The organism is Bacteroides sp., from assembly GCF_028690125.1.
Lineage (GTDB): Bacteria > Bacteroidota > Bacteroidia > Bacteroidales > Bacteroidaceae > Bacteroides.
The window spans coordinates 85510-111181 of record NZ_JAQVBV010000016.1 but is presented as its reverse complement, the minus strand read 5'-3'; the positions used below and the strand labels follow the sequence as shown (position 1 = coordinate 111181).

General features: G+C 38.4%; 40 protein-coding genes and 1 tRNA gene. 35 read left to right on the top strand and 6 right to left on the bottom strand.

Annotation, left to right across the window (positions count from 1 at the left end; translation table 11 throughout):
• The first annotated feature begins 172 nt into the window (after positions 1 to 172).
• Positions 173 to 352 (top strand): hypothetical protein, encoded by a 180-nt coding sequence (locus PHO71_RS12300; RefSeq protein WP_300203627.1) that lies wholly within the window; start codon positions 173 to 175, stop codon positions 350 to 352.
• Positions 353 to 449: 97 nt separating this feature from the next.
• Complete coding sequence (locus tag PHO71_RS12295) at positions 450 to 887, top strand: hypothetical protein (protein ID WP_300203625.1); 438 nt, start codon at positions 450 to 452, stop codon at positions 885 to 887.
• A 60-nt stretch (positions 888 to 947) separates the two neighbouring features.
• On the opposite strand, the gene PHO71_RS12290 is transcribed toward PHO71_RS12295, so the two are convergent.
• Positions 948 to 1514, bottom strand: coding sequence for a hypothetical protein (locus PHO71_RS12290; protein ID WP_300203623.1), 567 nt, complete (start codon positions 1512 to 1514; stop codon positions 948 to 950).
• Positions 1511 to 1741 carry a hypothetical protein gene (locus PHO71_RS12285; RefSeq protein WP_300203621.1) on the bottom strand — a complete coding sequence of 77 codons (231 nt, stop codon included), beginning with the start codon at positions 1739 to 1741 and terminating at the stop codon, positions 1511 to 1513. Before PHO71_RS12285 ends, PHO71_RS12290 begins: the two co-directional genes overlap by 4 nt.
• Before the next feature lie 147 nt (positions 1742 to 1888).
• Between PHO71_RS12285 and PHO71_RS12280 the strand changes: the two genes are divergently transcribed.
• From PHO71_RS12280 to PHO71_RS12145, 28 genes are all read left to right on the top strand, one after another.
• The gene (locus PHO71_RS12280; protein ID WP_300203620.1) at positions 1889 to 2086 is read left to right on the top strand and encodes a hypothetical protein; all 198 of its coding nucleotides are present in this window, start codon (positions 1889 to 1891) and stop codon (positions 2084 to 2086) included.
• 42 nt (positions 2087 to 2128) lie between these two features.
• A complete protein-coding gene (locus tag PHO71_RS12275) occupies positions 2129 to 2353 on the top strand; it encodes a hypothetical protein (protein ID WP_300203618.1) in 225 nt (74 codons plus the stop codon).
• Positions 2354 to 2395: 42 nt separating this feature from the next.
• Positions 2396 to 2596 carry a hypothetical protein gene (locus tag PHO71_RS12270; RefSeq protein WP_300203616.1) on the top strand — a complete coding sequence of 67 codons (201 nt, stop codon included), beginning with the start codon at positions 2396 to 2398 and terminating at the stop codon, positions 2594 to 2596.
• Between the two features lie 36 nt (positions 2597 to 2632).
• A complete protein-coding gene (locus PHO71_RS12265; protein ID WP_300203614.1) occupies positions 2633 to 2983 on the top strand; it encodes a hypothetical protein in 351 nt (116 codons plus the stop codon).
• Positions 2980 to 3186, top strand: coding sequence for a DUF3873 family protein (locus tag PHO71_RS12260; protein ID WP_300203612.1), 207 nt, complete (start codon positions 2980 to 2982; stop codon positions 3184 to 3186). The genes PHO71_RS12265 and PHO71_RS12260 overlap by 4 nt, the downstream gene beginning before the upstream one ends.
• 71 nt (positions 3187 to 3257) lie before the next feature.
• A tRNA-Val gene (locus PHO71_RS12255) sits at positions 3258 to 3331 on the top strand.
• A 31-nt stretch (positions 3332 to 3362) separates the two neighbouring features.
• On the top strand, positions 3363 to 3752 hold the full coding sequence (locus PHO71_RS12250) for an ASCH domain-containing protein (RefSeq protein WP_300203610.1): 390 nt from the start codon (positions 3363 to 3365) through the stop codon (positions 3750 to 3752).
• A 69-nt stretch (positions 3753 to 3821) separates the two neighbouring features.
• A complete protein-coding gene (locus PHO71_RS12245; protein WP_300203608.1) occupies positions 3822 to 3950 on the top strand; it encodes a hypothetical protein in 129 nt (42 codons plus the stop codon).
• A gap of 2 nt (positions 3951 to 3952) precedes the next feature.
• Entirely contained in the window at positions 3953 to 4621 is a 669-nt protein-coding gene (locus PHO71_RS12240) for a phosphoadenosine phosphosulfate reductase family protein (RefSeq protein ID WP_300203606.1), read from the top strand.
• Positions 4608 to 5348: a ParB/RepB/Spo0J family partition protein gene (locus PHO71_RS12235; protein WP_300203604.1), complete on the top strand. Its 741-nt coding sequence runs from the start codon at positions 4608 to 4610 to the stop codon at positions 5346 to 5348. The genes PHO71_RS12240 and PHO71_RS12235 overlap by 14 nt, the downstream gene beginning before the upstream one ends.
• A complete protein-coding gene (locus PHO71_RS12230; RefSeq protein WP_300203602.1) occupies positions 5348 to 5863 on the top strand; it encodes a hypothetical protein in 516 nt (171 codons plus the stop codon). The genes PHO71_RS12235 and PHO71_RS12230 overlap by 1 nt, the downstream gene beginning before the upstream one ends.
• Entirely contained in the window at positions 5860 to 7128 is a 1269-nt protein-coding gene (locus PHO71_RS12225; protein ID WP_300203600.1) for a PBSX family phage terminase large subunit, read from the top strand. Before PHO71_RS12230 ends, PHO71_RS12225 begins: the two co-directional genes overlap by 4 nt.
• Positions 7071 to 8642: a phage portal protein gene (locus PHO71_RS12220; protein WP_300203598.1), complete on the top strand. Its 1572-nt coding sequence runs from the start codon at positions 7071 to 7073 to the stop codon at positions 8640 to 8642. The genes PHO71_RS12225 and PHO71_RS12220 overlap by 58 nt, the downstream gene beginning before the upstream one ends.
• Positions 8643 to 8871: 229 nt before the next feature.
• Positions 8872 to 9165, top strand: coding sequence for a type II toxin-antitoxin system HigB family toxin (locus tag PHO71_RS12215; protein ID WP_300203596.1), 294 nt, complete (start codon positions 8872 to 8874; stop codon positions 9163 to 9165).
• Between the two features lie 5 nt (positions 9166 to 9170).
• A complete protein-coding gene (locus tag PHO71_RS12210; RefSeq protein WP_300203594.1) occupies positions 9171 to 9536 on the top strand; it encodes a helix-turn-helix domain-containing protein in 366 nt (121 codons plus the stop codon).
• A 1-nt stretch (position 9537) separates the two neighbouring features.
• Complete coding sequence (locus PHO71_RS12205; protein ID WP_300203592.1) at positions 9538 to 10227, top strand: hypothetical protein; 690 nt, start codon at positions 9538 to 9540, stop codon at positions 10225 to 10227.
• Between the two features lie 280 nt (positions 10228 to 10507).
• Complete coding sequence (locus PHO71_RS12200; protein WP_300203590.1) at positions 10508 to 11125, top strand: hypothetical protein; 618 nt, start codon at positions 10508 to 10510, stop codon at positions 11123 to 11125.
• 5 nt (positions 11126 to 11130) lie between these two features.
• Complete coding sequence (locus PHO71_RS12195; RefSeq protein WP_300203588.1) at positions 11131 to 11730, top strand: head fiber protein; 600 nt, start codon at positions 11131 to 11133, stop codon at positions 11728 to 11730.
• A gap of 17 nt (positions 11731 to 11747) precedes the next feature.
• Positions 11748 to 12827, top strand: coding sequence for a hypothetical protein (locus PHO71_RS12190; protein ID WP_300203586.1), 1080 nt, complete (start codon positions 11748 to 11750; stop codon positions 12825 to 12827).
• Complete coding sequence (locus PHO71_RS12185) at positions 12824 to 13138, top strand: DUF6706 family protein (protein ID WP_300203584.1); 315 nt, start codon at positions 12824 to 12826, stop codon at positions 13136 to 13138. The genes PHO71_RS12190 and PHO71_RS12185 overlap by 4 nt, the downstream gene beginning before the upstream one ends.
• Positions 13135 to 13458 carry a hypothetical protein gene (locus tag PHO71_RS12180; protein WP_300203582.1) on the top strand — a complete coding sequence of 108 codons (324 nt, stop codon included), beginning with the start codon at positions 13135 to 13137 and terminating at the stop codon, positions 13456 to 13458. Before PHO71_RS12185 ends, PHO71_RS12180 begins: the two co-directional genes overlap by 4 nt.
• Positions 13449 to 13700: a hypothetical protein gene (locus PHO71_RS12175; RefSeq protein WP_300203580.1), complete on the top strand. Its 252-nt coding sequence runs from the start codon at positions 13449 to 13451 to the stop codon at positions 13698 to 13700. Before PHO71_RS12180 ends, PHO71_RS12175 begins: the two co-directional genes overlap by 10 nt.
• The gene (locus PHO71_RS12170) at positions 13700 to 14002 is read left to right on the top strand and encodes a hypothetical protein (protein ID WP_300203578.1); all 303 of its coding nucleotides are present in this window, start codon (positions 13700 to 13702) and stop codon (positions 14000 to 14002) included. The genes PHO71_RS12175 and PHO71_RS12170 overlap by 1 nt, the downstream gene beginning before the upstream one ends.
• Positions 13999 to 14295 carry a hypothetical protein gene (locus tag PHO71_RS12165; RefSeq protein WP_300203576.1) on the top strand — a complete coding sequence of 99 codons (297 nt, stop codon included), beginning with the start codon at positions 13999 to 14001 and terminating at the stop codon, positions 14293 to 14295. Before PHO71_RS12170 ends, PHO71_RS12165 begins: the two co-directional genes overlap by 4 nt.
• A complete protein-coding gene (locus tag PHO71_RS12160; protein ID WP_300203574.1) occupies positions 14292 to 14687 on the top strand; it encodes a hypothetical protein in 396 nt (131 codons plus the stop codon). The genes PHO71_RS12165 and PHO71_RS12160 overlap by 4 nt, the downstream gene beginning before the upstream one ends.
• 3 nt (positions 14688 to 14690) lie before the next feature.
• On the top strand, positions 14691 to 15230 hold the full coding sequence (locus PHO71_RS12155) for a hypothetical protein (RefSeq protein WP_300203572.1): 540 nt from the start codon (positions 14691 to 14693) through the stop codon (positions 15228 to 15230).
• A 72-nt stretch (positions 15231 to 15302) separates the two neighbouring features.
• Positions 15303 to 15689, top strand: coding sequence for a hypothetical protein (locus tag PHO71_RS12150; RefSeq protein WP_300203570.1), 387 nt, complete (start codon positions 15303 to 15305; stop codon positions 15687 to 15689).
• Positions 15602 to 15874, top strand: coding sequence for a hypothetical protein (locus PHO71_RS12145; RefSeq protein WP_300203567.1), 273 nt, complete (start codon positions 15602 to 15604; stop codon positions 15872 to 15874). The genes PHO71_RS12150 and PHO71_RS12145 overlap by 88 nt, the downstream gene beginning before the upstream one ends.
• A gap of 16 nt (positions 15875 to 15890) precedes the next feature.
• Here the strand turns inward: PHO71_RS12145 and PHO71_RS12140 are convergent, their stop codons facing one another.
• From PHO71_RS12140 to PHO71_RS12130, 3 genes are all read right to left on the bottom strand, one after another.
• Positions 15891 to 16502 (bottom strand): hypothetical protein, encoded by a 612-nt coding sequence (locus PHO71_RS12140; RefSeq protein ID WP_300203565.1) that lies wholly within the window; start codon positions 16500 to 16502, stop codon positions 15891 to 15893.
• A 69-nt stretch (positions 16503 to 16571) separates the two neighbouring features.
• Positions 16572 to 17411, bottom strand: a complete 840-nt coding sequence (locus tag PHO71_RS12135; protein ID WP_300203563.1) for an AbiJ-NTD4 domain-containing protein — start codon at positions 17409 to 17411, stop codon at positions 16572 to 16574.
• 4 nt (positions 17412 to 17415) lie between these two features.
• A complete protein-coding gene (locus PHO71_RS12130) occupies positions 17416 to 17676 on the bottom strand; it encodes a helix-turn-helix transcriptional regulator (protein ID WP_300203561.1) in 261 nt (86 codons plus the stop codon).
• Between the two features lie 206 nt (positions 17677 to 17882).
• On the opposite strand from PHO71_RS12130, the gene PHO71_RS12125 reads away from it, so the two are divergent.
• The 4 genes from PHO71_RS12125 (at position 17883) to PHO71_RS12110 (ending at position 20362) form a co-directional block, all read left to right on the top strand.
• Positions 17883 to 18179, top strand: coding sequence for a hypothetical protein (locus tag PHO71_RS12125; protein ID WP_300203559.1), 297 nt, complete (start codon positions 17883 to 17885; stop codon positions 18177 to 18179).
• A 31-nt stretch (positions 18180 to 18210) separates the two neighbouring features.
• The gene (locus PHO71_RS12120; protein WP_300203557.1) at positions 18211 to 18609 is read left to right on the top strand and encodes a hypothetical protein; all 399 of its coding nucleotides are present in this window, start codon (positions 18211 to 18213) and stop codon (positions 18607 to 18609) included.
• 352 nt (positions 18610 to 18961) lie between these two features.
• Entirely contained in the window at positions 18962 to 19531 is a 570-nt protein-coding gene (locus tag PHO71_RS12115; RefSeq protein ID WP_300203555.1) for a hypothetical protein, read from the top strand.
• 198 nt (positions 19532 to 19729) lie between these two features.
• Entirely contained in the window at positions 19730 to 20362 is a 633-nt protein-coding gene (locus PHO71_RS12110) for a hypothetical protein (RefSeq protein ID WP_300203553.1), read from the top strand.
• Between the two features lie 4 nt (positions 20363 to 20366).
• Here the strand turns inward: PHO71_RS12110 and PHO71_RS12105 are convergent, their stop codons facing one another.
• Positions 20367 to 20774, bottom strand: coding sequence for a hypothetical protein (locus PHO71_RS12105; protein ID WP_300203551.1), 408 nt, complete (start codon positions 20772 to 20774; stop codon positions 20367 to 20369).
• Between the two features lie 239 nt (positions 20775 to 21013).
• Between PHO71_RS12105 and PHO71_RS12100 the strand changes: the two genes are divergently transcribed.
• Positions 21014 to 25672: a phage tail tape measure protein gene (locus PHO71_RS12100; protein WP_300203549.1), complete on the top strand. Its 4659-nt coding sequence runs from the start codon at positions 21014 to 21016 to the stop codon at positions 25670 to 25672.

Here is a 25672-nt window from a genome sequence, read left to right as displayed (position 1 = left end):
CCGAAGAATTGAAACCAATCTTAGGAAAGCACTCTCTATAACATTTTCCTTCTCACAATTATCCCAAGGCATTGAATCTCACGGTTCGATGCCTTTTTTATTCACCCAGTCCCCACCTAATTAACCCATTGGTTAGTAATTAGCAAGGTGGGGACTTAATTTTTAAATAGCAATGGAAATAGACTACGATTTATACGCTCAAGCAATGAAAGAAGCCTTGAAGGTAGACTTTATTTCAAACAGCCAGGAACTCAAACTATATGCTAATGCTCTTTACTCTGCTATGATGTGGGGTAGGGGGATTGATGAAAAGAACCGGGCTATCCGAGAAAGGGATCAGTCGGTAAAATAGAAAAGGGAGAATCTACGCCCGCACGACCAAGCAATAGATTTTCCCTCTTACACGATTATGATACAAATATACTATTTACTTTTTAAACAATCGTGTTATGGAACTGAATTTTAACAAAATTATTCGCCTGAAAAAGATTAGAATCGAAAAGTCGGAACTCTCCGAAGAAGAGAATGAAATATCTACGCCTACACTATCCGATAAGAGCCTTATCTATGAAATCTACAAGGTATTCGCTGAAATATTGAGCGAAAGAGATTGTCCCCCATGTATCGAAAACGTCACCCAACGGAAGAAGTTTATCTTTATCATCCTGTACCTATTTTCACCCAGTACGCTTGCTGGTGGAAAGACTGTTTACGGGATAAGAGGGGAAATAGCAAAGGTTGTCGGTATTCAATCCGAAAGTACAATTTCCAACAACTGCGAAGATGTTGTGTTTCTGTATCAGAATTACGATGATTTTAGCGAGGATATAGAGTATCTTTACAACGAAATTATAAATCGTTTGAAATTCAAAGGGCTAATCAATTGAAGGTGCTACCATAGCACGAAAAATAAAAGCCGGGGTTTAGTGCTCCGGCTTTATTTATTGCTATAACAATTGATGTTTTATATATTCAATAATTTCATTTTGCTTATGATAAGGAAATGAATCTTTGAATGAGATTTCAGTCCATTTCTTAGGGAAAATCGCCTCTTCGTATGTATTTATTATTTCAGTGCGTTGCTTTTCTATTTTGCCTGTTAATATTTTTGTGATACTAAGGTCTTGGAATTCTATCATTGCAATATATTCCCATGGGCTATACCAACGTATAGCTATACGTTTTGAGGGAATTTCTGTGTTTCGGTAAAATTTAAATTCATTTATAAATCCTAACCTGTTAAATTCGATGTTTTCATTTTTAATTGTAAAATATAAATTATCATCTGTTATCAGTTGATAAATATATATGTTCTGAGACAAGCGTACTGTATTAAATGTGCTTTTATTGTTTTCGTTAGCAATATATTCTATTGAAACAGGCTCTTCGAGTGTTATAACATTCATTTTTTTGTCTGTTAATAATACGCATTTTTTTGTTATAACTAATGAGTAATCATTACATTCCCATACTCCTATTATATCTTCTATTTTTATATTTTTCATTGAGTTCATAATTCTTCTTTTTTTATTTTGATTTTCCGTTCTAACTCTCCCTTTCTGATTATGCAAATGGCATTCTCATAAGGTTCTTCCGTTTTCTGCCAATAGTTCAAAAGTGACTGCCGGGCAATTCCTAATTCTTGGCTTGTATAGTTCTCATACATAGCCGATGGCGAACCGAAGTACCTGTGTAGTCCGGTAGCCTTAATTTCTAAGTGTATTACTCCTTTTGCTTCCATGATGCAAAATTACTTATTTATTAGTATGTATTATAAATAATACTCTATTTTGTAATTTATTAACGCATAAATAGTATTTTGTATTATAAATGATACTATATTTGCATCATCAGAAACGAAGTAATAACAATTAAAAGATATACGATTATGGCAAAGCAATTAGAAACCCAGATGAACGATGTTCAACAAGCATTAGGCAATTTAAGCCTTTGTTTAAAATTAGCTCTTGATGATAAAGAGCAATTTATCAAAGAATACGGTTCTCGCTTATACGCTACTCTATGTAAGATTTCAGCCGAGACCGAGATAAACGAATGTAAGGTAAATGAGATACTTGATAAGTAAGTTTAACCAGCAGGGCGAAAGCCCTGCGTAATAAAGAAGAATATGAAAACAAAGCTTACCAAAGAGCAGATAGACGAATTAATACTAGCTAACCTCTTAGGGTATCAATCGTTTAAAGCAGGGCTAAAGATACCTATGCAAAATCAAGAGTTTAAGACTTTGCTAGAAGGTCGTAGCTTTAGGCAGTTTGTGGATGGCAAATTACCTAGTGAACCCTTATTGCTGGCATGGTATAAAGGGTATACGCTTGCTAATTTATATGGTTAAGTTTAATCCGGTGACTTTCGAGTTGCCATAATACATACAGTTATGAAGTTGAATAAAACAGAAACAGAACTTCTACTTGCAATTATCACAGGTCGTGTTAATCGTGATTATGATAAAATGCAAAGTAAGCGTTTTGATGATGCAAAAGACAGTCTTAAAGAAAAAGGATTTCTTAGAAGCAACCATCATGGTATATTAGAACTGAATTTGTCTGATGGTTATTTAAAACAGATCGGTTATTAATCCGGTAGCCTTCGGGGTACCACAATATAGATTAATATGGGCGAAATAGCAGATAGTTTAATTAGTGGTGAGTTTGATTACATCACAGGTGAATATTTAGGTGAACAAGTTGGTTATCCAAGAACCCGTGCTTATGGTAGACGTGAATACACGTCGCCTGTCGAAAAGAAACCAACAAGTAAAGCGAATGTGTGTATTTCTAATATGTGTAAAGATAGAGGTTTTGATAATCGTAAAAAGGTTGAATTGGTTGCCAAATTTTTACACAGCAAAGGTTACAAGCAGTTACCTAATCTATCACATCAGTATAAAATCATTCATAGCCAATACAAGAATGATTTTAAGAGGTTCTTAAACGATATGATACAAAATAATGATAACTTATGAACTCAATAAACAAAAACGGTTGCAGCGTATGCCAACCCGGTAAAGAAAATTATTGTACCTACAACACAAGGTTGAAAGGTAAGAACGTGAGAATGTACCAGTATGATTATCGTACTGAGAGTGGCGAACTGTTTTCTTGTTGTGCGCCAACCTTAGAAGCGTGCAGAGAAAAACGTGATAAATGGCTTAGTTCACAACAATAAGACAGTTGTTGTGTATAACGATTGAAGATATTTCGTTATCTTTGGTTGTGGTAGTATCTTTGAGGTACTATCGCGGGGTAGAGCAGTTGGTCAGCTCGCTACTTTGACTTGGTAGAGGTCGGTTGTTCGATTCAGCCCCCCGCAACTACGATTATTAATTTAAAAATGACACGATTATGAACATTTTGACGCTTAGTATTAAGCAAAAGTATTTTGATGAAATCTTATCCGGTAAGAAAACGCACGAATACCGTGAGATTAGACCCACCAACGCAAAGAAGTATATCACCTACCTGTGTGGTGGTAAAGAATACAAGGTTGATGAAGAACTACCTGAAGAAGGTGATGTTGAATTAAAGCCTATCAAGTACGATGCTATCAAGCTTCTTACAGGTGAATACAAGGGCAAGCGTCCGTATATCATTGTTGAAGTGAAGAATGCAGAAGCAATGATTATGACCGATGAAGACGGTAATGATATTGTTTATGAGTACCAAGGCGAAGAATACCTCGCTGCTCAAATGGATTACACGTTAGGCAAAGTGTTAGAGAAACATATAGATTGATTGTTTAATTTAAAAATTTAAAGCTGAGTCGCAAGAAGAGTAAACAGAGTAGCCGGACCTCGCAGAAATATGAACGGTGCGGGTGCGGGCGGTAGATTAGTAGCAAGAAGAGGTGGTGCATCTGGCACTTCCCAGTTAGGTTCACGTAGGCAGCGTTATAGTGACGTTCGTGTTGCATACGGTTTATCAGGTGGATAACCATGAACAAGGTAGAGCAAACGAACCAATATGTAGACCTCATTCGGGTAAAATCGAGTGAGGCTATATTGTTTTGTTCGCTTGGCAAAGATTCGTTGGTTCTGCTTGATTTAATCTACCCGAAGTTCGACCGGATCGTTTGTGTGTTTATGTACTTCGTTAAGGACTTAGAACACATTGAACGTTGGATTAAGTGGGTAAAGGCTAAATATCCGAAGATTGAGTTTATTCAAGTGCCGCACTGGAATCTCACTTATATTCTCCGTGGCGGTATGTATTGCGTTGCAAATCCCAAAGTAAAACTGTTGAAGCTTGCCGATGTGGTTGAATCCATGCGATTAAAGTATGGCGTTCACTATGTCTTTTTAGGCATGAAGAAAGCCGATGGTATGAACAGGCGGTTGATGCTGAAAGGATATGCTAACTATGAGAACAACGGATTGTGTTATCCGCTTGCCGATTGGTCGCAAAGGGACATTCTCGCCTACATGAAGCAAAAGAGACTGCCCGAACCGGTTAGATATTCTAAAAACGCTTCCGGTGGTGTAGGCTTTAACTTGGATTGTTTCCTGTGGCTTCGCGAGAACTATCCGGGTGACTTGAAGAAAATAATAACAGCGTTTCCTATGAGTGAGCGCATTTTATTTGAATATGACAATGGAACTAAGTAAGTACATAAAATCCGAATCGGTAGGACTTAATCGTTCTGCCATTCACTTCGCAGATTACAATCCCCGAAAACTTTCCGATGAATCACGCAAGACATTGAAGCGTGGTATCAAGAAGTTTGGTCTGGTCGGAGGAATTGTTGTAAACAAGCATACAGGGTTTACAGTAGTCAGTGGACACCAGCGTTTATCCGTCATGGATGAATTGCAGAAGTTCCCCGATAATGACTATAAGATCCGTGTCGATGTGATTGATGTGGACGAACAGCAGGAAAAGGAACTCAATATTCTGATGAACAACCCGAACGCACAAGGTACATGGGATTTCGATGCCCTTGCTCGTATTGTTCCCGATATTGATTGGAAAGATGCAGGCTTAACCGATGCCGACCTAAACATGATTGGTGTTGATTACCTGTTACAGACCGAAGAGGAAAACTCTATCGCAGATGCTTTGTCTGATATGATGTCTCCTGTGACCGAACAGAAAGAAGCCGATAAAGCCGCCAAGCAGTTAGAACGTGCCGAAAAGACCGCTCACATGAAAGAGGTCAAGCAACAGGTAAAAGAGAACGCACAGAAGACAGCCGAGGATATGGACGCTTATGTAATGCTTTCCTTTGATACCTACGAAGCTAAAGCCGCCTTCTGTGAAAGGTTCGGGTATGACGCTGATATGAAGTTTATCAAGGGAGAAGTGTTTGATGAACAAATTGAAAGGGTAGATTGATGAGAAAGAGTGAATCCAAAGAGACAGGTAAACGTGCAGGAAGAAAGCCCAAGTTTGATTATACAAGCGAGGACTTTCTTTCTGCCATTGAAACGTATGCCAAAAAGGGGTTCACGGATAAAGAAATCGCTTTTGCTATGAATCTCGCTCCTCAAACGTTCTGTGAGAAGAAAAGTGAATACCCCGAATTAAGTGAAGTATTAACGCGCGGGCGTGCGACAATCACGGCTGCTGTGCGTGCTAAGTTCCTTGCTATGGCGCTTGGCGGTATCAAGACGAAGAACACTACGGTTAGAAAGCTAAGAGACAAAGAGGGTAATTTAACAGGTGAAGAAGAGGTTCAGGTTATTGAAGGCGAGCTCGCTCCAAGTTTACAGGCTCAATCCGTTTGGCTTTACCATTATGATGAAGAATGGCGTAATGTAGAACGTAAACAGGATGAAGATGCTGATATTCCCAAAGATATAGAACAGGGGATTGATATTGATTCATGGATTAAAAAGCAAGTGAAATGATAACACCCCAAACGATATATCACCCTCTATACACCGATAACGATAAGTTTATCATCCTTATCACCGGTGGGCGTGGCTCAGGTAAGTCTTTCAATGCTTCGACCTTCGTAGAACGTCTGACCTTTGAACTTACTCCATCCGAGAAGATTGTTCATCAGATTCTATATACCCGTTACACGATGGTTTCTGCCGGGATGTCTATCATCCCCGAAATGATGGAAAAAATAGAATTGGATGAAACCACCAAGTATTTCAAGACCACCAAGACGGATATAGTCAATAAAATGACAAAGAGTCGTATCATGTTCCGTGGTATCAAGACTTCATCCGGCAATCAGACGGCAAAGCTGAAATCCATCCAAGGTATAACTACTTTCGTCTGTGATGAAGCGGAGGAGTGGACCAGCGAGGAGGAGTTCGATAAGATAATGCTCTCCATTCGTAAGAAGGGAATACAGAACCGGATCATTATCATAATGAACCCCTCTGATTCCAATCACTTCATCTATAAAAAGTACATTGAGAAAACCCACAAGCTGGTAGAGATTGACGGTGTACAGGTGCAGATAAGTACTCACCCGAATGTACTTCACATTCATACTACCTACTTCGATAATTTAGAAAACCTTTCCCCTGAGTTCCTTCGGGAAGTACAGGAGATGAAAGGAAAGAATCCTGAGAAGTACGCTCATGTTGTTATCGGTCGCTGGGCTGACGTTGCAGAGGGGGCGGTATTCAAGAAGTGGGGGATTGTGAAAGAGTTCCCACGGGAATGCAAGAAAGTAGGAATAGGGCAGGACTTTGGTTTTACGAATGATCCTTCCGCTGCTGTTAGGTGTGGTATCATTGACAACCGGTTGTATGTGGATGAACTTTTCTACGAAACGGATATGCTTTCGTCTGCTATAGCCAACAGATTAAAGCCTTTCTCTATGAAAGTGTTTGCCGACTCGCAAGACCCTCGATTGATTCAAGAGATAAAGAACAGAGGCGTGAATATCTATCCGGTAGATAAATTCCCCGGCTCAATCAAAGCAGGTATTGATAAGATTAAAGACATGGAATTCTTTGTAACAGAGCGCTCTTATAATATCATCATGGAGCTTCGGAAATATGTTTGGGACAAAGATAAAGACGGAAACTATATCAATATACCAGTAGATGAATATAATCACCTGATGGATGCTATTCGTTATTATGTTCTGGGATGTCTACTTGGAAAGATATTAAAGCCGAAAGACCTAACAGGAATATTCAACCATTAAAAAAATATTGCAGAGTCAAAAGTTTAGAAGGAATATTAGCATTAGAGGACATTGGCATAAAGATTCAATACCTCAAGAAAGGAAGAAGAACCAATCTCCCGGATTGCGCGGAGCTTTGGAACGATTGGAATCCGGAGAGGCACGAGATAATAACAAACAAGAAAAAGTATCCGGATAGAAAGGTGCTAAAAAGCGAAGCGAAATCAATCTTCGATGAAAAAACAGGTAAAACGATCGAAGTTCCTGCTGAGTACGAAACCGAAGAAGTGAACCGTATCACCATTCCCTTAGAGCAGGACATCGTAAACATCCAAACAGCTTTCACGGTCGGTACAGAACCGAAGATGGACTGTAGCACAGAGGATGAGGACGAAAAGAGCTTGTTAGCTGCCTTGAAATCCACTCTTCAGAAGAACAAAATCAAGTACCAAAACAAGAAAGTGGTTCGTTCCTGGTTATCTGAACAAGAAGTAGCCGAGTATTGGTATGTAGTCGATGCTGATTCATTCTGGGATAAGTTCTGGGCTGGCATAAAGAAGACGTTCGGAGGAAAGACTAAACCTTCCAAGAAGCTGAAAAGTGTACTTTGGTCTCCTTTCCGTGGGGATAAGCTCTACCCATTCTTTGATGACAACGGTAACATGGTCGCTTTCTCTCGTGAGTATAAGAAGAAAGACTTGGACGACAACGAAATCACCTGTTTTATGACTATTACTCAAGATATGGTTTATCAGTGGGAAGTAGGCAAGGAATGGGGACAGCCGGAAGGGAAGACATTTAATCATGGATTCCATAAGCTTCCTGTAATCTACGCCTATCGTCCAGAGGCATATTGCAAGAAAGTTAAGACCTTCCGTGTCCGGTTGGAGAAACTTCTTTCAAACTATGCTGACTGTATCGACTACCACTTTTTCCCAATCCTTCAGTTGGTTGGCGATGTGGAAGGGTTCGCTGGTAAAGTTAAAGATCGGATTGTAAAACTCACCGGAGAAGGTGCGGGGGCTTCATATCTGACCTGGAATCAAGTACCCACAACGGTAGAGTTTGAAGCGAAAACGCTTATCAATAATGCCTACGACATGACAAATACACCTCGAATCTCCTTTGAGAACTTGAAAGGTTCTGGTAATGCTCTATCGGGTGTTGCGTTCCGGTTCGTGTTCATGGGTGCTCACATGGCGGTAGAGAATCATGCCGAGGTAATAGGGGACTTCATGCAACGCAGGACGAACTTCCTTGTATCCGCTTTGGGTGCTATCAATCCTTACGAGTTTGACAAGGCATCCAAGACGATTGATATTGATGTGGAACTTGTACCTTACATGATTGACGACCTTTCAGACAAGGTCACTACTGCCGTCTCCGCTGTGGCTGGTGGTATTTGGTCTACTCGTGAGGGTATTATGTTTGCCGGAAATGCGGAAAGGCTGGATGAAGAGCTGAAAGAGATACAGGAAGAGCAGGCTGCAAAGAGTACGCAAATAAGTAAAAAAGAACAGGAATCAGAAGAGTAGTCAGAAAAATTACGGGGTTTATAATTTTAGTATGTGAAAAATAGAACAATTTATCATGGGAAAGAAGAAAGGTTCAAAGAAAAAAGGTAAAGGCTGTTAAGCTTCCTTTGGGATAGCGGTGATTCGATAGGGTTGCTGCTATTTTTTTTGTTGTGATTATAAATATTAGAATTTAATTTTGAAAAATAGAATTTAATTTTTATCTTTGTACTTCATAATTGAGTAACCTATGAGAATATTTACTGAACAAGCATTGCAAGAATATACAGAAAGCCACCCAGACGCAAAGGTGGCTTTGCAAGAGTGGGCTACAATAGTCAAACAAAGTAAATGGACTTGTTTTGCGGACGTGAAGAAAACATTTAATAGCGTGGATAACGTAGGCAATCAGCACTATGTTTTCAATATCAAAGGCAATAATTATCGTTTGGTAGTGGTTATTAAGTTCACGGTAAAGTTCGTTTATATTCGTTTTATAGGTACTCACAAAGAATATGATAAAATAGATTGTTCTAATATTTAGAGACTATGACAAAGATTGAAAACCAAGCTCAGTATGAATGGGCGCTTAAAAGAGTAGAGGAGATTCTTCCATTTGTGACAGATGAAACCTCTTTGAATGACCCGAATAGCATCGAGTTGGAGCTTCTTTCTAACTTGGTTGCTGATTACTCAGAAGAACATTTCGCGCTGGGAGAACCGGCTTTAGTTGATGTACTTAAACTTCGTATGTTTGAAATGGGGCTTAATCAAAAAACTCTTTCAAAATTGATTGGGGTTAGCCCTTCCCGTCTTAGTGATTATATTTCTGGTAAGTGCGAACCTACCTTAAAAGTTGCTCGTGAGATTAGCCGGAAGTTGAATATTGATGCTAATATAGTACTTGGAGTATAAAATGGATATCCTTAGTAAAATATTGGATTTTTTCTCAAGCGATAAAATCTCATTAACTCCCAAGATTGCTTTTCCATTGCTTGTGTTTGTTTTGGTGTTTTTCTTTGTTGATTATTACGGCTTTTTTTATTATTATTCAAACGGGGAAAAGGTAGAGTATATTTCAAAGATTCAAGAGACAAGAGTGAAATGTGCATCTGATTCTTTGATGGTTTCTCATTTAGATGGCATGATGAATGACGCAATTAATAGGAAAAGTGTGTTTAAATGGTTTACTTCGTTGTTTGATAATGAAAAAGTTTCACCAAGAAAGATTGTTGTAAGGCAGAATAAAAGTGATTCGCCTTGGGACATAAATAAAATTTTCCCAAAACATGAAAGAAATCAATTATGGCATACAATTTCATCTTCCTTATTTTGGATCCTTATTTTGATATTTCTATTTGGTCTTATAGTTTTTTCTCCTTTTATAGGAAGCGAAAACAGAATTGGGATGATTATAGGAGCAAGTTTAGGAATTGGAATAATGTCTCTTTTGATATGGGTTACTCAATGGCTGTTTGGATTTATCCCTGTTATATTCGATAGGGCATATATTAATTATATTTTGCAATTTATGCTGAATTTAATTCCTATTATAGCTTTAACTATTGGCTCAATAAAAGAATCTAGAAAGAAAAATAATTTATAAAAATATTCTATTTGTTTAGCCGTGTTCCTTTATTGGTCCACGGCTTTTTATGCTCTGTTTCTTCGTATTCAGAGTATTTTTTGTGCCAATTTACGACAATCGCCATATTGTCGTGTATCACCTCTCTAATTCTTTCCCATCTAGATATTTACTCGCTACTTTTATACTGTTTTACAACAACTACGCTATTGTTGTGAATGGGAGAGCCAAATATTTACTAATCATCTGTATTGGTGGTATTTTTACTCTCACAAATTGATAAATTTAAAATTCATACAGTATGAAAGGAAAAATCTTAGTAGCATTAAAAACGAAGTATAAAACCTTTGGGTTTAGTGACAAAGCGTTTGACGGGGTGGCTGACTACTTATCTAAAACCGTAACTGAGGAAGCTCAAATAGAAACCGCCATCGGTGGGGTCGAAGGACTTCTAAAGGCATTTCAAGGTGACGTTGACTTTGTGAGAAACGAGAAATCGGGTCTTCAAAAGGAACTGGACGCTTTGAAAGGAAAAGTCGAGATTCCCAATCCCGAAGTTAAGCCGGAACAACCAGACATGGCAAAGATGATCGCTGATGCTATGCAAACGGTAATCAAACCTCTTTCTGACGAAATCGCTACTCTGAAAGGAGAGAAAGCTGCAGAAACTCGTAATTCCCAAATTCTGGCTAAGGCGAAGGAATACGGTATTCCCGAAACCCTTTTACCCATGTTGAAAATCGCTGATGATGCGGACTTGGATACCTTCTTCAAGGACGCAAAGCAGACGTTTGCCAATAATGGGTTCCAAGGAGTAACTCCTCCTGAATCAGCAGAAACGAAGATTGAGAAAGAATCTGAATCTATCGCCGGTATGATTTCGGAAGGAACAAAAACAATTGTTGAATCTAAAAAGTAAAATTTATGGCAGCAGGTACACATTATGAATTGAAACCGGACTATAAACCGGAAGAGTTTTACCGTGTAGAAACAGGTGTGAGAAAGAGCGGTCCTTGGAAGTTGGATATTACCAACCTTGTAATAGGATCTACTCTTCCTGTATTCACACCGGTACAGGCGGATTTGAAGAAACGAACTCTCGTTCCCGTCCGCAATGTAAAAGTGATTGAAGCATATACAACAGGAGAAACGGCTTTGTCAATCAAGATAAAGAAGGACTCTCTGGCTTATGTAGGTATGTTTATTGGTAACGGAAAGAAGGGCGCAGAGGTCACAGCTATCGACAAAACGAACAAAGCCTACGATGTTTTGACCATCAAGGCAGCTTTTGGCGAGAATATTGCAAAAGATGCGGTTTTGTTTGAAGCGGCTAAAGTAGACGGTACAGCCAAGAAGAACACCGCCAACTTCGTTATGTACGATGAAAAGAAAGTGGAAAGCAATGGAGCAGTTCTTTGCACCCTATTAATGCAGGCTTACGAGGTGAAGGAAGGTAAGCTGGTTCTTCCTATTCATGAATTGGATAAGGTCGGTCTTACAAGCCGCTTCCAGTTCGAGTATTAATCTTAAAAAGTTTAGATATGAATTTGACCATACAAACTTTATTTACAGACCCCGGAATTGTAAAAGCGATTATAGACCGTGTTCTTCAATTGAAATTGGACACAATATATTGGAAACAATATGGGGATTTTTTGGAAACCAAAACTCGTGTATTCAAAACATATTTGGGTACAGTGACAGGTGTCGTTGCTGGTTCTATCATTGGGAAGAATGACCAAAAGGCTATTCGTGAAAGACGTTCACTCGGAAGCGGTTACACAGAAATCGCTTATTTGGGCGACCGTTACCAAATGGATATTGAACGTTTGTCGCAATTACAGGACATCATTGATAAGTTCAATGCAGCCAATACAGCGGACCAGCGCACAATCTTACAGGAAATCATCGACTTTATCGTTGATGATTATCGCCAAATCCTGCTTGCTCCGCACAAGCGTATGGATATTATCGTTCCTGAATTGCTTATGACTGGAAAGGCGCAGGTCCATTTGGCAGACAACAAAGAGAATATCGAATTGCTCGATATTAAGTTACCGTTCCATTTCCTTACTCCGGAAGCTGCGGTAAAAGATAAGTTTATCACTTACTTACAGCAGGAAATTCAGAAGCTGAAAGCTAAATACGGAGTGTTCTCCAAGATGATTATGTCTCGTGGAACATTTGCTAAGAACATTATCGGTTCCAGTGAGTTCGGTGACAAGTTTAAGATGAATCTTACCGCTAATGAAATGTACCTTTCTACTGGGTTGATAACATCGCAGCTTGCTTCTACCATCTTTACGGGCATCGGTCTACCGGCAATTGAAATCAAGGAAGATTATGTAGAGAATCAGAACGAAGAGAACGTTCAGATTTACGCAGATAACCGTATTACATTGTTGCAGACGGACAACGTAATGAAAATGCGCCATCATAAGCCGTATGTAATGACCGATCCAGTTCCGGGACGTACTTACAATTCTTCTGAAGGTCAGATGTCTGTTTGTAACTATCGTGACGGGGAAGGTAGATACATGGAGTACACCGCAGAGTGGATTCCTGAGTTTATCGCCCCGAATAAGATTGTAAACTTCGATCTTTCAACGATAAACGCGTGACAGTAAACGACTACATAACACGGAAGTTCCAGACCTTCGGCATTCAGTTGTCGGAGGCTGACCTTTTGGAAATGTGTCTGAACTCTAAGATAAGCGGAGAGGATGAGATGAACGAGGATTGCTATGGTCGTGTGTCGGTGGCTATTGCGAAGTTCATCCCCTCTCTTTTGCTTCGGGCTACCTCAATTGGTGAAAGCGGTTTCTCTATGTCTTGGAACATCGAAGGGATTAAGCAGTACTATTCTTTTGCCTGTAAACAGTACGGTTTAAAGGATGAACTCAATGTTAAACCTAAAGTTACGTTCCTATGATTTATTCACCTCACACATTACAAGTTAAGGTAGTCAATCCATTGGATAAAGATGAGTTTGGCAGACCTATTCCCGGAACAGGTGGTGATAGTTGGGAAGATGTATGTAAATGTCGTTGTGATGATAACTCAACTAAAGAGTTTACCTCTGACAATGGCTCTGTATATCGTCCGGCTTATCATGTGGTGTGTAGTGGGAAGGTATCTGTGAAAGCAGGTGATTCTATCCGCTGTATGAATGGTGATGAAGTAAGAGGTGAGGGTTTGGTTTACATGGTGAAAAATACTAACTATTTTAATTATTCAGAGATATGGATATAACAAGAACAGAAGAAGTGGTTGCTAACAAGCAACTGAGAAAGGATATTAATGAGAAGATTCAAGAAATAAAAAATCTTCCCTCAAGTAGAGAAAGAAGCCTTGCTATCACAAAGTTACAGGAGGGCGTTATGTGGCTCGGCATGGATTTAAAACGCCTTAATGAGGAAAATCCTTACCCGTCAAGCAAAGACCCATCAAGTGGTGACAAAATTGAGCAAACGGCTGATGGTCTGAAACTGTAATGGTTGGAGTAGATGCGGACTTTTCAGATGTGGATGCTTTCTTTCAGCAAGGAAAATCCGAAGTAATTGACGGTATGAAAGAAGAAGGTGAAGAATTTGTTAGAGATGCCCAAGAAACTGGGAATTATCAAGACCATACCAAATTACTAAGAACATCGAATAAGTATGAAGTAGATGAGTCCGGATTAACTCTTAAAAATGACGCTCCTTATGCCTCATTTGTTGAAGCAAAAGGATTTGAGGTTGCTGGAAGTCCAGCATTAAGAACGGAAACCAGATGTAAAAAACGATTTGAAAAATGAAACGAATATTCAAGTACGAATTGATTATCGCAGACCATTCAAAATTATGTCTGCCTATCGGGTCGAGGATATTGTCTGTTCAAGTACAACGAGGAATAGTTTGTTTGTGGGCTATTGTAGATGAATATCAGAAAAAATTGTGCTTTGTGGATATTTATATGTACGGAACGGGGCAAAACGTATCAGATACAGACTTGGCTGGTAAAAGGTTTGCCAGAACTGTTCAGCTTGGAGATTTGGTTTATCACGTATTTCTTGAATACGATGAAAATATTCAATATCTGATAGTATGATAACCACCACCGACATAGGAAACATTCTCTATCGAGACTGCAAGGCTTTCGGAATAGACATAGTACCCAATGGTGAGAAGCTAACGGGTGAATTGAAGTCTGAAAGAATTGCCATTCACACAAAGAAACAGCAGCCGGGGACTTATTGGAAAAAGTCTTTCGCTGAGATAAACATTTGTGTGCCCGATTTAGGGGAGAACTCCGCTAATTCCATCCGCTTGAATGAACTTGAAAGAAAGGCTCAATCTGTTTTGGATGATGTGGTAAGTTCCTATGACGGCACTCGTTATCATTACTCTATCGAATCAATCGGTATGGAAGCGGACACAGCTTTGAAGTGTCATTTTGTGAATGTGAGAATTTTGTTTGAAGTATTAAATGTAAAATTATAGATTATGATTACAGCAGTAGAAATTGACGAACTGTATTATGCAGAACCTATCGCCACCGTTGCAGCGGCAGCAACCGGATTGACTGGCGCAGAAGTTGCGGCGATTTTAAAAAATGCATCTACAAAAAAGGTACAGAACGTACATGGTGATACCTATCAGTATGAGGAAACGGAAGCGAATGTTACCCGTTACAAAAACGCTTTGACAGGTGAATATTACCGGGAAACGTCCGAACCAGGTGAGGTGAAAATCAACTTTACCATCGGTGAGTATGATTATGCTACAAAGGCTGATTTGCAGGGTGGTAAAGCCACTGAAAAGAACTGGGAAAGAGGTAAGCATAAACCTATCCATAAATGTATCATCGGTAAAACTAAAGATGGTGTTTATGTAGTTTTCCCGAAAGCAGCTATTAATGCCCGTGGCTCAAATACCGATAAGGCTGTCGGATTGGCTGTTTCAGCCGTTCCACTTTCCACGGGTGTAGAAGGTTTGGCTTCTGAAAAATGGTTTGATGAATCAGAGGTTGTTCCGGTAGCCTAAGGTCAAATGATTGTGTAACTAAAAGGGTGGAGAGTGGTATTTGCCACCTTCGCCCTTTTTTAATTTAATCGTATGAATCAAGCAGCAAAAATAGTATCTGACGCCCTATTGGGATTAGATTTTAAGAATGTGATGATAGGTGATATTATGTACACCATAAAGCCTCCTACCATAAAAGTTATATGTCGTGCTATCCGTAATTTTTCCACCGTTGAGATGTCCGGTGATAACATCGTAGAAGCTATCAACTCTCTTCCCGAAGTATCAGACGGACTTTTAAAAGGTCTTTCCTGCTTTATCTGTGGAAATGAGAAGATGGCTAAAACTTTGGAGAATGGAACTTTTGAAGAAATCAAAGAGGCTTTGGAGGTTTGTTTTTCTATGATGGACGTATCGGCTTTTCAGTGTGTCAGCTCGATGAAGAACGTGTCGATGCTGGCAGCAAAACCGAAACAGTAGGAAACACAACGTTCTTTGGGCAGATAGCCCATTTGGTTGATACACTTCATCTAAGCTATACGGAAGTGTTTGAGGTTATCCCTTATAGAAATCTATTAATGATGCAACGGGACAAACTGCATGCCGTAGGCGGTCAAAAGGTTAATGAGTCTTCGGGGAAGGATATGCTGAAAAGGAAAGGGTAAAAAGGGAGGCGGATGGTTAGTCTGCCTTTATTAGCGAGTTTAGTTTTGGAAGTAATAGATTGAGAAAGTAAATAATTTGATTTCTCAATTCTTCCAAGTTTGTTAAGTACTTACTATAATCAACTGGGTCGTTTATTTTTCGGTTATAATCATTAATACTAAATTCGATGCATTTTCCCATGATATTTTTTGCATATAGAATGTTGCTATATCTTGATTCATATTGTTTTAAATAGTTGTCTAAATCTAAGATATGAGGTAATGTGGAAAACTTTTTTCCTGGGAATAAGAAGTTGTTCTCCTTTTCGATTTCGCTTTTACACTTTGCTAATAAAATAATTAGGTCTTTGTCGATATTTTGGCATAATTCAATTATGTATCGGTCTGATTCAAACTCTTTTTGAAGCTTCATTTTGTGCCTTTCAAGTGATTCATTATAGCTTGCTTTTACAGATTCTATTTCTTTGGTAATCACAGCTATATCCTCTTTAGTGGCAAGATTCTTTCCCTTTTCTTTAAAGTAGAAAACTAAATATTGCACTAATCCGGTTACCAAAGCAAATATAAGCACTGTCAGCCAGAATGGGTATGGTGAAGCTATTAGGGTATCTTTTATGTATTCTTCCATAGTATTTATGTTTTGATGTTATTTAAAATGCTCCATGACTGTTTGGCGACACATGGGGCGTTTGGTGGATTATTTAACTTTCTTATTCAGATAATTGATAAATGCGCTACATGATACAAGCATAAATAAAGCTTCTTCGGCTTTGGGTACATAGGAACCCTCATCATCCATAAGTGCATGTCTTATACCTGTTTTTTCATCATTAGTGTATCCGTAAAGTTTCTCAAAAGCTTGCCTTAAAACAGAAGGAATAGTGACGCCTTTCTTTTCCATTTTAGCAAAATTAAGAACCTTATCTCCAGTGATTCTTCGAGACATAGCCTCTACTGCTGTTATTGACTCTTTGATTGAATTGCGATAATCTCCAATTGGCTTTTGTGCATATAATTTTAATGCATTATTGAGGTGTGCTCTAATGTTATCTGCACTACTACTTAACGCTTTTTCAATTGCAACAATTTCTTCTTCTGTTGTTATTTCTACAACTTTTTTATCAATTATGCGATATGCGAAATTTAGTCGTTTAAATTCACGATTCAAATTCTGCACAAATGTATGCGTATCATCAATAGCGTCCGAAAGGCAGTTGCTTTCCGAATAAGCATACAGGTATTTGATTGACAGTTCTATTAAGTCAAGTTTGCTAAACCATTTATTGATTACATCATCAATATATTTGGTCGCAACAAACTTATAATTAAAATTTATCTTCCTTTCATTAAGAAAGTGAGTCCACAAATACTCCTCCATTTTCCAGTATAGTTTGTCATATTTATACGATTGCTCTATTTTTTCATAAAGTAGATCATAACAACTACAAATTGCATTCTGTATTTCAGGTGTTATCTTTTCCCGAATAATTACGTCTGATGGATTAGTGTAACGATATCTCTCTGAAAATAGTGCCATACCCTTACTCCTCCATCTTAAATTTAGTACCACACTTGGGGCAGGTAATTGTATTCTTTTCGTCCTCACCTTCACTGACAAGCTCCGAAACTGATATCCCAATTATAGATGCAATTTCTTGTAGTTTATCCAAAGTCGGATTTCCGTTAATAATTTGAGAAAGAGAAGATTGCGTTATCCCCTTTTCTCCGTTCTTGTTTGTCATTAATGCAGCCACTTGACTAATAGTAAAGCCTTTGTTTTGAATCTGTTCTTTTATATTCATATAGGTATAAGTTTTAAATTATATCGCAAAGATAGTGTTTCTTTTCTAATCGCCAATAATATTAGTTATAATCAATTATATTAAATGATATAGTAGATTTGTCTAATATTACTTTTGTGTTAAATATAAGTTAAATCTAATAAATACCATTGTTGTATTAGATATAACTAATATATTTGCATCATAATCATAAAGCAATAACAATTATGAACCGCTACAACTTATCCCAAATTATGAAAGACGCTCATAGACTTTATAAGAATGAGTATCAAAGAAAAGGTCGCTCATGGGGCGAATGTTTGCAAGCCGCTTGGCGTTGGGAAAAAGACGCAGTGAAAGTGCGTGCTGAAAAAGAAGCTAAGTTACAAGCTATGATTGAAGCAAGCTGGCAAGCTCACAATGAGAGAAAGAACCAACCTGCACAACCGGATAACTTAACTTGGTCTGACTGCTATAATTCAAACAGCAAGGGGTATATGGGTTCACAATATTGTGGCGATTAAGATAGAGTATAAATACATAAAATATAACGATATGGAAACAGAAGCAATTAACGCCTTATTAAGCATAAAGGCAAAACAACAAAGTGAAAGATATTCAAGTGTAAAAGCAAAATGCTTGAAAGAATGTGGTATTGACGAACCATTTTCAAGTGATATTATGGGATATATCCATCATGAAGATGATTCATTAGAAGGCAACCTATTGAATTTGCTTGCCATAGCTAATAATAATATGGTTGCCGGACTTTACAGCGAATATAAGTCACTTAGTTTAGAGAAGAAATTAGAAGAAGAAAAGAAGCTAAAGCATGCCGCTTTCTTATTCATTCTAAAGCATGGACTCATAAATGAGTTTCAATCATTCATGAATGATTATAAGGGTGATGTGAAAGATGGCATTTTCGACGAGATAATAGCGAAACACGCTTAATCAAAGCGACTATGAACCTCAATATACGACCACCACCAAATCTGCGCTACCAAATTAGTGATTAGAAACATAGTATTAAAACTAAAAGTAACAAGAAATGAGTAAACGATTTGCTATCGCCATCTTACCCAAAGAAAAACAGCAGGGGGGGTAAAGTATGGTTTAAAGATTGAAAAGCCCTCTGCACTGGGCAACGTCTACGGATTAACCGAAGAAGAACTGAAAGAACTTCGGGGGTTGATTGATGAAGCATTGAAGAAGTAGTGCACGATTAGAAAGGCAGTCTTGCACGACTCTAAAAGACTGCCTTTTACAAAGAACTATTTTATAAATTATAAAAAAATAATTGATTATGAAAACATTAAGATTTAAAATTGAGGGTAATTGCCCGTTATTGATGCACGATGATAAAACGGCAAATCCGTTTAATGAGTTCACTAAAAAAATTAAGGTCATTTCTGCGAAACGAAAGAAAACAGAAGATGATTTGCTCGAAATGGCTAAATTAGAATGGACTGCCAGTCTTTACCATACAGAACAAAGTGGTTATTTTATTAAAGCCGAATGTTTTGAGGCTACTTTCTTGGCGGCTGCCAAAAGTAAAAAGTTGGGTACGGCTTTCAAACAGGCAGTGAGAATCCCCGATAATCCGATATTTCATTTTAAACATGAGAAACTCTCACCCGATGAACTGTTTGAAATGGATAGTTACAAGGACTTTAGAACGGTCAAAGTCCAGTCTGCTAAAATTTTGCGTTGCCGTCCTATTTTCAACGAATGGTATTGTGAAGTTGAAATATGGTATGATGAAACAAGGCTTGATGAAGCAGAATTGCAGGAAATTGTAGCGTATGCAGGTCGTTTCGTTGGTGTTTGTGATTATCGTCCGAAGTTCGGGCGGTTCATTGCTACAGAAATTTGATTGAGGTCAGAGGTGCGGTACGGTATGATGGAGTAAGGTCAGTTCCGGTCGGCTAAAGTGTGATGGGGTAAGGTAGGCTCAGAGGTAAAGTCTGGTGGTTTGAGTTGCGGTTGTGTGAGGTGTAGTATGATTTGGTAAGTTAAGGTATGGTCAGAGGTAAGGTATTATGCGGAGAGCTGCGGTGATGTGGGGTAAGGTATGGTAAGGTCTGGTTCGGTCAGAGGTGTGGCGTGGACGGGTGTTGTCGGGCGGGGTGATGTTTGGTCAGGTCAGGTATGGCTCTGTAAGAGTGGTTTTAAAAGCGGTTTGGCAGAATGGCGGTTCGAGTCCGCCACCGCTACAATTATTTTTAATATATTGATTATGAAACAAATTGAAATTAATTCAGAAGCATGGTGCTCATTGTTAGACGAAATTCAAAGCGGGTTTGAAGCTGGTTATTTGATACCACATGATTGGTTAAAACATAAGTTTACACTTGAAAAACTTCACTATGAAGACTTTGAAAGCACAGAGGACTTTGTTAAGGCTATTCAGATGCAACAATTCTCATATATGACGCTTATAGATACTCTTCGTTGGCAACTACTTGAAGAAAGAAGTATTTATTTGAAGAATATTCGAGGTGATGGTTATACTATCTTGCCATCTAAAGAACAAGTTAAGTATGGGTATGATGAATTCCTAAAGACAGTCAAAGTAGCTATTAAACAAGCTGATTTGATAATGAATAACGTTCTTTCTGTGCCAGTTGAACAACAGTCGAAAGATAATGATTTGCGTGCACGATGCTCAATGTTGAAGCAGATGTTGTTAAGCGTAAAAGGGTGATTTCTCACCCTTTATTTGTTACTATAACTGTAATATCTCTTACATTTTCTAAGCATTTACGGGATATTAGTACAACCCGAATAGTTGGAGTTTCCCATTTGTAAAAGTCACTTAGACAGTCGTCTTTGCTCGTTGCTGACGTATTTGCGTCAGACTTAGAAGATACGTCATTCCCAATATTTTGAGATAATGAGTTGGTTATATTATCTATTTTATCTTTCAATCTAATAATATCTTTATCCTGTTTATCTTCTTTTTTTGTGTAGTTTAACACATATATGGAAGCCCCGTCCTCTGTCTTAGGAAGTACTTCGCTACCATATACTTCACTTATAGTAGATTGGATATTCTTCTCTTTAGAGCATTGACAAAATAGTAGTACTGTTAAACATAGTAATATAAATTTCTTCATAATTTTGTTTCTTTTTTGCAAAACTACCAAGAAATCCTAACCCTTCAAACTTTCTTACGACAATTCTTCTGTTGTCGTGTATCTGTAACCTCAGAAATAGCAAAATCAGTAGTCAATATCTACCTTCACAATTATTTCGTGACAACCAGCCTGTTATGTCATATTTGGCTGAAAAAAGTCAGGTAAAAACTTGGCAGTGTCGTAAATTTGGATAGTAAATAACTTAATATATAGAAAAAATGGCGAGACTTTACTTCAGAATAGAAAGCGATTGGCAGATTGTTGTAAAAACCAGAGAAGAAGTTGCTCGGTTTGAGAAACAACTTTTATCAATGAATAAAAATCTCCACCCTGAGGCAGTGGCAGAGTTAGAAAAACAATTAGCAGCAGCAAAACAAAAACTGAGTGGTTTGGTTACTGAGGCAGCAAAAGCCGCAGTCGTATTTGAAAACGATCTTAAAAAAGGTATTTATGATGGCGAGAAAGCCGTAAATTCCTTATCCGAAGAAATTATCAAACAAAATAAGATAATACGTGAAACGCAAAATGACGTTTCGGTGCTGGCAGAACAATATAAGAAGTTAGGAAAATATGATCCTAAAAGACAATCTTTGTCTGATGAATTGAATCGTGCAAAATCGGCTTTAAAAGAACAAAAATACGCTCTGGGCGAATTGCGGTCTGAGCAGTCTCTCGCAAAATTATCAACTAAGGCTTTGAAAGATGAATACGCATTGTATAAAGATGAATCAAAGGGAATAGTAACCGTAAATGAAGGTATTGGAACTTCTTTTAAGAAAGTTCTTGCTACTATGGGAGGCGTTGCTCTGTTGAAGCAAGTAGCTTCAAATGTTGTATCTACTGCCGGAATGTTTCAGAAATATGAATCAGTCTTAACGAATGCTCTGAACGGTAGTTCTGATAAGGCAAAGGCATACCTCTCTGATATAAATAGCTTTGCTGCAAAAACAAATTTTCAGCTCAATGAACTCACTGATGATTTTATAAAGTTCGTCAATCGTGGGGTAACTCCTTCAATGGATGCCATGAAGAAATTGGGAGACTTTACCAATACCGTAGCAAAGCCATTCGACCAACTGACAGAAGCAATACTTGATGTAAATAATTCAGAACGCTGGAAAGAATTTGGTGTCCGTGTTCAAACAGAAGGAAACAAAATAAAACTTTCGTTCCGTGATATGACCGTAGAATGTGACCGAACGGTTGAATCGGTTATGAAGGCAGTTGAACAGTTTGGCTCAATGAAAGGCGTTGAAGGTTCAACGGAAGCAATTGCAAAAACAATTGAGGGGCAAATGTCTAACTTTGAGGATACTATAACCACTGCTTTGGCTGAGATTGGACTTGCTAATCAGGATTTGATTTCTGGAAGTATATCTACTGCTGATACTATCGTCAAGAACTATGGCATTATAGGTAAGAGTGTATTGACTCTTATCGAAATTTACGGTGTTTATCGAGCTGGGTTACTGATAAATACGATTGTTGAGCATGGTTCTGTGAAATCTATATGGGCAAAGATTACTGCAACTAAAGCTGCTACCATTGCCCAAGCTGCATATAACAAGGTTCTTGCAATGAATCCTTATGTGGCTGTTGGTATGGCTGTCGTATCTCTTGGTATTGCTATGTGGACGCTGGCAGATAATACATCGGAGGCGGAAAAAGCCCAAAAAAGATTTAATGAAAGGCAAGAAGAAGCAGTTAAACGAGAACAAGAACATAAGCAAAAGATTGATGATCTTATAAATAGTTCCCGTGATATTGCTTTGGCTGATTTACAGCGTGGGCAGAGCCTCGCTGAACTTCGTAAGGAATACTCTAAAATATTTGCTCAGTATGATATCGAAACCATTAAGTTAGCCGATATTCTCAAACTGAAACAGCAAATAGCCGAAGAAGATGAGAAGCGAGCAGGAGAGAAACGAGCGAAAGAATTTTCTGACATAGAATCTGAAATTAAATATTATGAGAATCTACTTAAATCATTATCTGGACAACAAGGTGTTGATGGATATGTAAAGAAATTGAAAGAACTTCGTGCCGACCGTGATGTGATACTTCAGGAGAATGGGAAGGGTATCTCTGAACAATTCATCGCCAATCTGAAAAATATTGATATTAGTGAGCTTGATCGTTATATCATCGAGTTAGAAAGGCGAATCAAAGGAATGGGGGCAAATGGGAAAGTGAAAATGAAACTCCCAATTGATGTGAAAGGCACTTTGTCTGGTGAAGCCATTTATGACGCAAAAGACATTAAGACATTGATAGATACCGCCAAATCATCAAAGGCAAATCGAATTAAGACTGCAAGCGAAAAAACGACCTATAAGCAGGATTACGAACAAGCCAAAAAAGATTGGGAAAAGGCGAAAAAGACTTTGTCTGAAATAGAAAAGGATAAATCCAAATTCACTTCTAAGCAATACGAAGACGCCAAGAAACGCTCGGAAACATCCGAAAAGGTGTATAAGGATTTAGGTGGTATCACTGGTAGTTCGCTTACCAAGCAAGACTCCGCTGCCGAAAAGCTCCGCAAGCAGAAAGAATCCATCCGCGAACAAAACGAAAAGATTGCAGAGATGGATCGTAAACAGGCAATTGATCGCCAACGCCAACAGGAAGACTTGGAAAATCAAGCTACTCAGGCTGGAATAGACGCGAGGGCTGACGGCTTCGATAAAAAGCAGAGGCAACGCAATCTTGACAATAATAAGGAAATTCAAGCCTTAGAACGCCAGAAGGAAGACTACATCCGTGCGTTTATTCAAGGAGAAAAAGAGAAGTTTGACGCTCAAGAAGAACTGAATGCCAAGAACATCAAAGGGTACAACAAAAATACCTTTGATTCATCCACTGTTAAAGTCGATACATCGATCTTTGATGGGATTATTGGTAATACTTCAAAGAGGCAATTGAATGACAAGATTCGTGAGCAGGAAGATGCTTGGAATGAATACCTTATCAAGTTCGGTAGTTATCAACAGAAGCGGAAAGCTATCATTGAGAAGTATGACAAAGAGATTAGAGAGGCTCAGACTGCTGGAGATGCTGCTACGTTAGAGAAAAATAAACAGAATGCCATTGATGAACTAGACAACTCAATTAAGAATAGTGCCACTCTCATGGGGCAACTCTTTGCTGATGCTTCCCAAAAGAGTACAAATGAGATTCAGAAGGTTATTGAAAAAGCCGAATTACTCATGCAATATCTTGGCTCCGTGAAAGACAAACAAGGTAATGCTCAAATTGGCGGTAAGACAGTCTCAAAGAAAGATATTATTGACCTTGGAATAAGTGATAATACCCTTCAAAACTTAAAACTATCTACCGAACAGGTTGAAGCTCTTAGAAATGCCATTAATAGACTGAAAGGAGATTTAGGTAGTAAAAGTCCTTTTAAACTTTTTGAAACTCAGATTAAAGCTGCTGTTGATAAGTTAAAACTTGGCGGCAAGGATAATATAGTTCAGGGTATTGCAGAAATAGGGAGAGCAATAGCAGAATTTTCCCCTTTCGTCTCTCAATTTGGTAAAGACTTGGGAAATGTTTTTGGTTCTGACGACCTGGGGAATAAAATAGCCGGAATATCTGATGCTGTCGGTGGATTAGGGAAAACCGCTACCGGGGTTGGTCAAATCATGTCTGGTGATATTGTAGGAGGCGCTATGAGTGCAGTATCAGGCATTTCTTCCGTTGTTGATGCTCTCGATGGTTTGTTTGGAGCGGACTATTCCCATTACAACGAGATGAAAAATCAATACGATGTTCTTAACTCTGTCTGGGATGAACTGATTGACAAAAAGAAAGAATATATTGATATGTCATATGGTCCTGAAGCTGAAAAAGTAGGAAAGGAAGCTGAAGATTTATTGAATAAAAGTATTGAGAGCTACCGTACTCTTGGACGTGAACGCTTGAACTCTGGTGCAAGTGCCGGTTCTCATTCAATAGGTGTCCGCATACGAAAAGGTATGAGCAATGAGGGATGGAGCCAATGGAATTCATTTGCGGATTCAATAGGTATGAATCCGAATGATGTCGGTGGTAGAATGACAGGTTTGTTTGATTTAACAGCCAAACAATTAGAGAAGCTAAAGCAAGACGCTCCCACATTCTGGGCTAAATTGGATGGTGATGTACAAGAGTATCTGAACAAGATCATTGAAGGTGAGGAAAGGATTGAGGATATTCAGGAGCAAGTTAGTGAGCAATTGACACAGACAACATTCGACAGTTTGTTTAACAATTTTATTGATACACTCATGGATATGAAAGCATCATCTAAAGATGCTGCGGAAGATATATCTGAAATGTTTATGCGTGCTATGCTGTCTAATCAGATAGGCGGACTCTACCAAGATAAACTAAAGAAATGGTACGAAAAATTTTCGGAAAATATGAAGGATGGTTCTTTGTCAGAAGATGAAAGAAATGCGCTCAATTCCGAGTATATGCAATATGTGGAAGAAGCTATGAAACTTCGTGATGAGCTTGCTGCTGCAACAGGGTATGACAAGGTTTCTCAAGAATCCACTTCCCAATCTTCCACATATAAAGGATTTGAAACCATGTCACAAGATACGGGTGAGGAACTGAACGGACGGTTTACCGCTCTGCAAATAGCAGGTGAAGAAATCAAGAATCAGTCCATTGCTCAAACTCAGTCTTTAAATCTTCTCACGATGAAAGCGGATGCCATCCTTTCTATAAATACTGAAACAAAAAACATCGCTGACGACACAAGAGACCTGATAGCCAATTCTTATCTTGAGCTGGTTCAGATTTCAGAGAATACAGGAGCGATAATCAAGCCTATTCAACAGATGCAGAAGGATATGGCAGAAGTGAAAAAGAATACATCAAAATTATAG

Bases quoted from the DNA above. Each gene is read 5' to 3' on its own strand.
- PHO71_RS12300 (WP_300203627.1), top strand. From the start codon at position 173: ATGGAAATAGACTACGATTTATACGCTCAAGCAATGAAAGAAGCCTTG.
- PHO71_RS12295 (WP_300203625.1), top strand. From the start codon at position 450: ATGGAACTGAATTTTAACAAAATTATTCGCCTGAAAAAGATTAGAATC.
- PHO71_RS12290 (WP_300203623.1), bottom strand. From the start codon at position 1,514: ATGAACTCAATGAAAAATATAAAAATAGAAGATATAATAGGAGTATGG.
- PHO71_RS12285 (WP_300203621.1), bottom strand. From the start codon at position 1,741: ATGGAAGCAAAAGGAGTAATACACTTAGAAATTAAGGCTACCGGACTA.
- PHO71_RS12280 (WP_300203620.1), top strand. From the start codon at position 1,889: ATGGCAAAGCAATTAGAAACCCAGATGAACGATGTTCAACAAGCATTA.
- PHO71_RS12275 (WP_300203618.1), top strand. From the start codon at position 2,129: ATGAAAACAAAGCTTACCAAAGAGCAGATAGACGAATTAATACTAGCT.
- PHO71_RS12270 (WP_300203616.1), top strand. From the start codon at position 2,396: ATGAAGTTGAATAAAACAGAAACAGAACTTCTACTTGCAATTATCACA.
- PHO71_RS12265 (WP_300203614.1), top strand. From the start codon at position 2,633: ATGGGCGAAATAGCAGATAGTTTAATTAGTGGTGAGTTTGATTACATC.
- PHO71_RS12260 (WP_300203612.1), top strand. From the start codon at position 2,980: ATGAACTCAATAAACAAAAACGGTTGCAGCGTATGCCAACCCGGTAAA.
- PHO71_RS12250 (WP_300203610.1), top strand. From the start codon at position 3,363: ATGAACATTTTGACGCTTAGTATTAAGCAAAAGTATTTTGATGAAATC.
- PHO71_RS12245 (WP_300203608.1), top strand. From the start codon at position 3,822: ATGAACGGTGCGGGTGCGGGCGGTAGATTAGTAGCAAGAAGAGGTGGT.
- PHO71_RS12240 (WP_300203606.1), top strand. From the start codon at position 3,953: ATGAACAAGGTAGAGCAAACGAACCAATATGTAGACCTCATTCGGGTA.
- PHO71_RS12235 (WP_300203604.1), top strand. From the start codon at position 4,608: ATGGAACTAAGTAAGTACATAAAATCCGAATCGGTAGGACTTAATCGT.
- PHO71_RS12230 (WP_300203602.1), top strand. From the start codon at position 5,348: ATGAGAAAGAGTGAATCCAAAGAGACAGGTAAACGTGCAGGAAGAAAG.
- PHO71_RS12225 (WP_300203600.1), top strand. From the start codon at position 5,860: ATGATAACACCCCAAACGATATATCACCCTCTATACACCGATAACGAT.
- PHO71_RS12220 (WP_300203598.1), top strand. From the start codon at position 7,071: ATGTCTACTTGGAAAGATATTAAAGCCGAAAGACCTAACAGGAATATT.
- PHO71_RS12215 (WP_300203596.1), top strand. From the start codon at position 8,872: ATGAGAATATTTACTGAACAAGCATTGCAAGAATATACAGAAAGCCAC.
- PHO71_RS12210 (WP_300203594.1), top strand. From the start codon at position 9,171: ATGACAAAGATTGAAAACCAAGCTCAGTATGAATGGGCGCTTAAAAGA.
- PHO71_RS12205 (WP_300203592.1), top strand. From the start codon at position 9,538: ATGGATATCCTTAGTAAAATATTGGATTTTTTCTCAAGCGATAAAATC.
- PHO71_RS12200 (WP_300203590.1), top strand. From the start codon at position 10,508: ATGAAAGGAAAAATCTTAGTAGCATTAAAAACGAAGTATAAAACCTTT.
- PHO71_RS12195 (WP_300203588.1), top strand. From the start codon at position 11,131: ATGGCAGCAGGTACACATTATGAATTGAAACCGGACTATAAACCGGAA.
- PHO71_RS12190 (WP_300203586.1), top strand. From the start codon at position 11,748: ATGAATTTGACCATACAAACTTTATTTACAGACCCCGGAATTGTAAAA.
- PHO71_RS12180 (WP_300203582.1), top strand. From the start codon at position 13,135: ATGATTTATTCACCTCACACATTACAAGTTAAGGTAGTCAATCCATTG.
- PHO71_RS12175 (WP_300203580.1), top strand. From the start codon at position 13,449: ATGGATATAACAAGAACAGAAGAAGTGGTTGCTAACAAGCAACTGAGA.
- PHO71_RS12170 (WP_300203578.1), top strand. From the start codon at position 13,700: ATGGTTGGAGTAGATGCGGACTTTTCAGATGTGGATGCTTTCTTTCAG.
- PHO71_RS12165 (WP_300203576.1), top strand. From the start codon at position 13,999: ATGAAACGAATATTCAAGTACGAATTGATTATCGCAGACCATTCAAAA.
- PHO71_RS12160 (WP_300203574.1), top strand. From the start codon at position 14,292: ATGATAACCACCACCGACATAGGAAACATTCTCTATCGAGACTGCAAG.
- PHO71_RS12155 (WP_300203572.1), top strand. From the start codon at position 14,691: ATGATTACAGCAGTAGAAATTGACGAACTGTATTATGCAGAACCTATC.
- PHO71_RS12150 (WP_300203570.1), top strand. From the start codon at position 15,303: ATGAATCAAGCAGCAAAAATAGTATCTGACGCCCTATTGGGATTAGAT.
- PHO71_RS12140 (WP_300203565.1), bottom strand. From the start codon at position 16,502: ATGGAAGAATACATAAAAGATACCCTAATAGCTTCACCATACCCATTC.
- PHO71_RS12135 (WP_300203563.1), bottom strand. From the start codon at position 17,411: ATGGCACTATTTTCAGAGAGATATCGTTACACTAATCCATCAGACGTA.
- PHO71_RS12130 (WP_300203561.1), bottom strand. From the start codon at position 17,676: ATGAATATAAAAGAACAGATTCAAAACAAAGGCTTTACTATTAGTCAA.
- PHO71_RS12125 (WP_300203559.1), top strand. From the start codon at position 17,883: ATGAACCGCTACAACTTATCCCAAATTATGAAAGACGCTCATAGACTT.
- PHO71_RS12120 (WP_300203557.1), top strand. From the start codon at position 18,211: ATGGAAACAGAAGCAATTAACGCCTTATTAAGCATAAAGGCAAAACAA.
- PHO71_RS12115 (WP_300203555.1), top strand. From the start codon at position 18,962: ATGAAAACATTAAGATTTAAAATTGAGGGTAATTGCCCGTTATTGATG.
- PHO71_RS12110 (WP_300203553.1), top strand. From the start codon at position 19,730: ATGGTAAGGTCTGGTTCGGTCAGAGGTGTGGCGTGGACGGGTGTTGTC.
- PHO71_RS12105 (WP_300203551.1), bottom strand. From the start codon at position 20,774: ATGAAGAAATTTATATTACTATGTTTAACAGTACTACTATTTTGTCAA.
- PHO71_RS12100 (WP_300203549.1), top strand. From the start codon at position 21,014: ATGGCGAGACTTTACTTCAGAATAGAAAGCGATTGGCAGATTGTTGTA.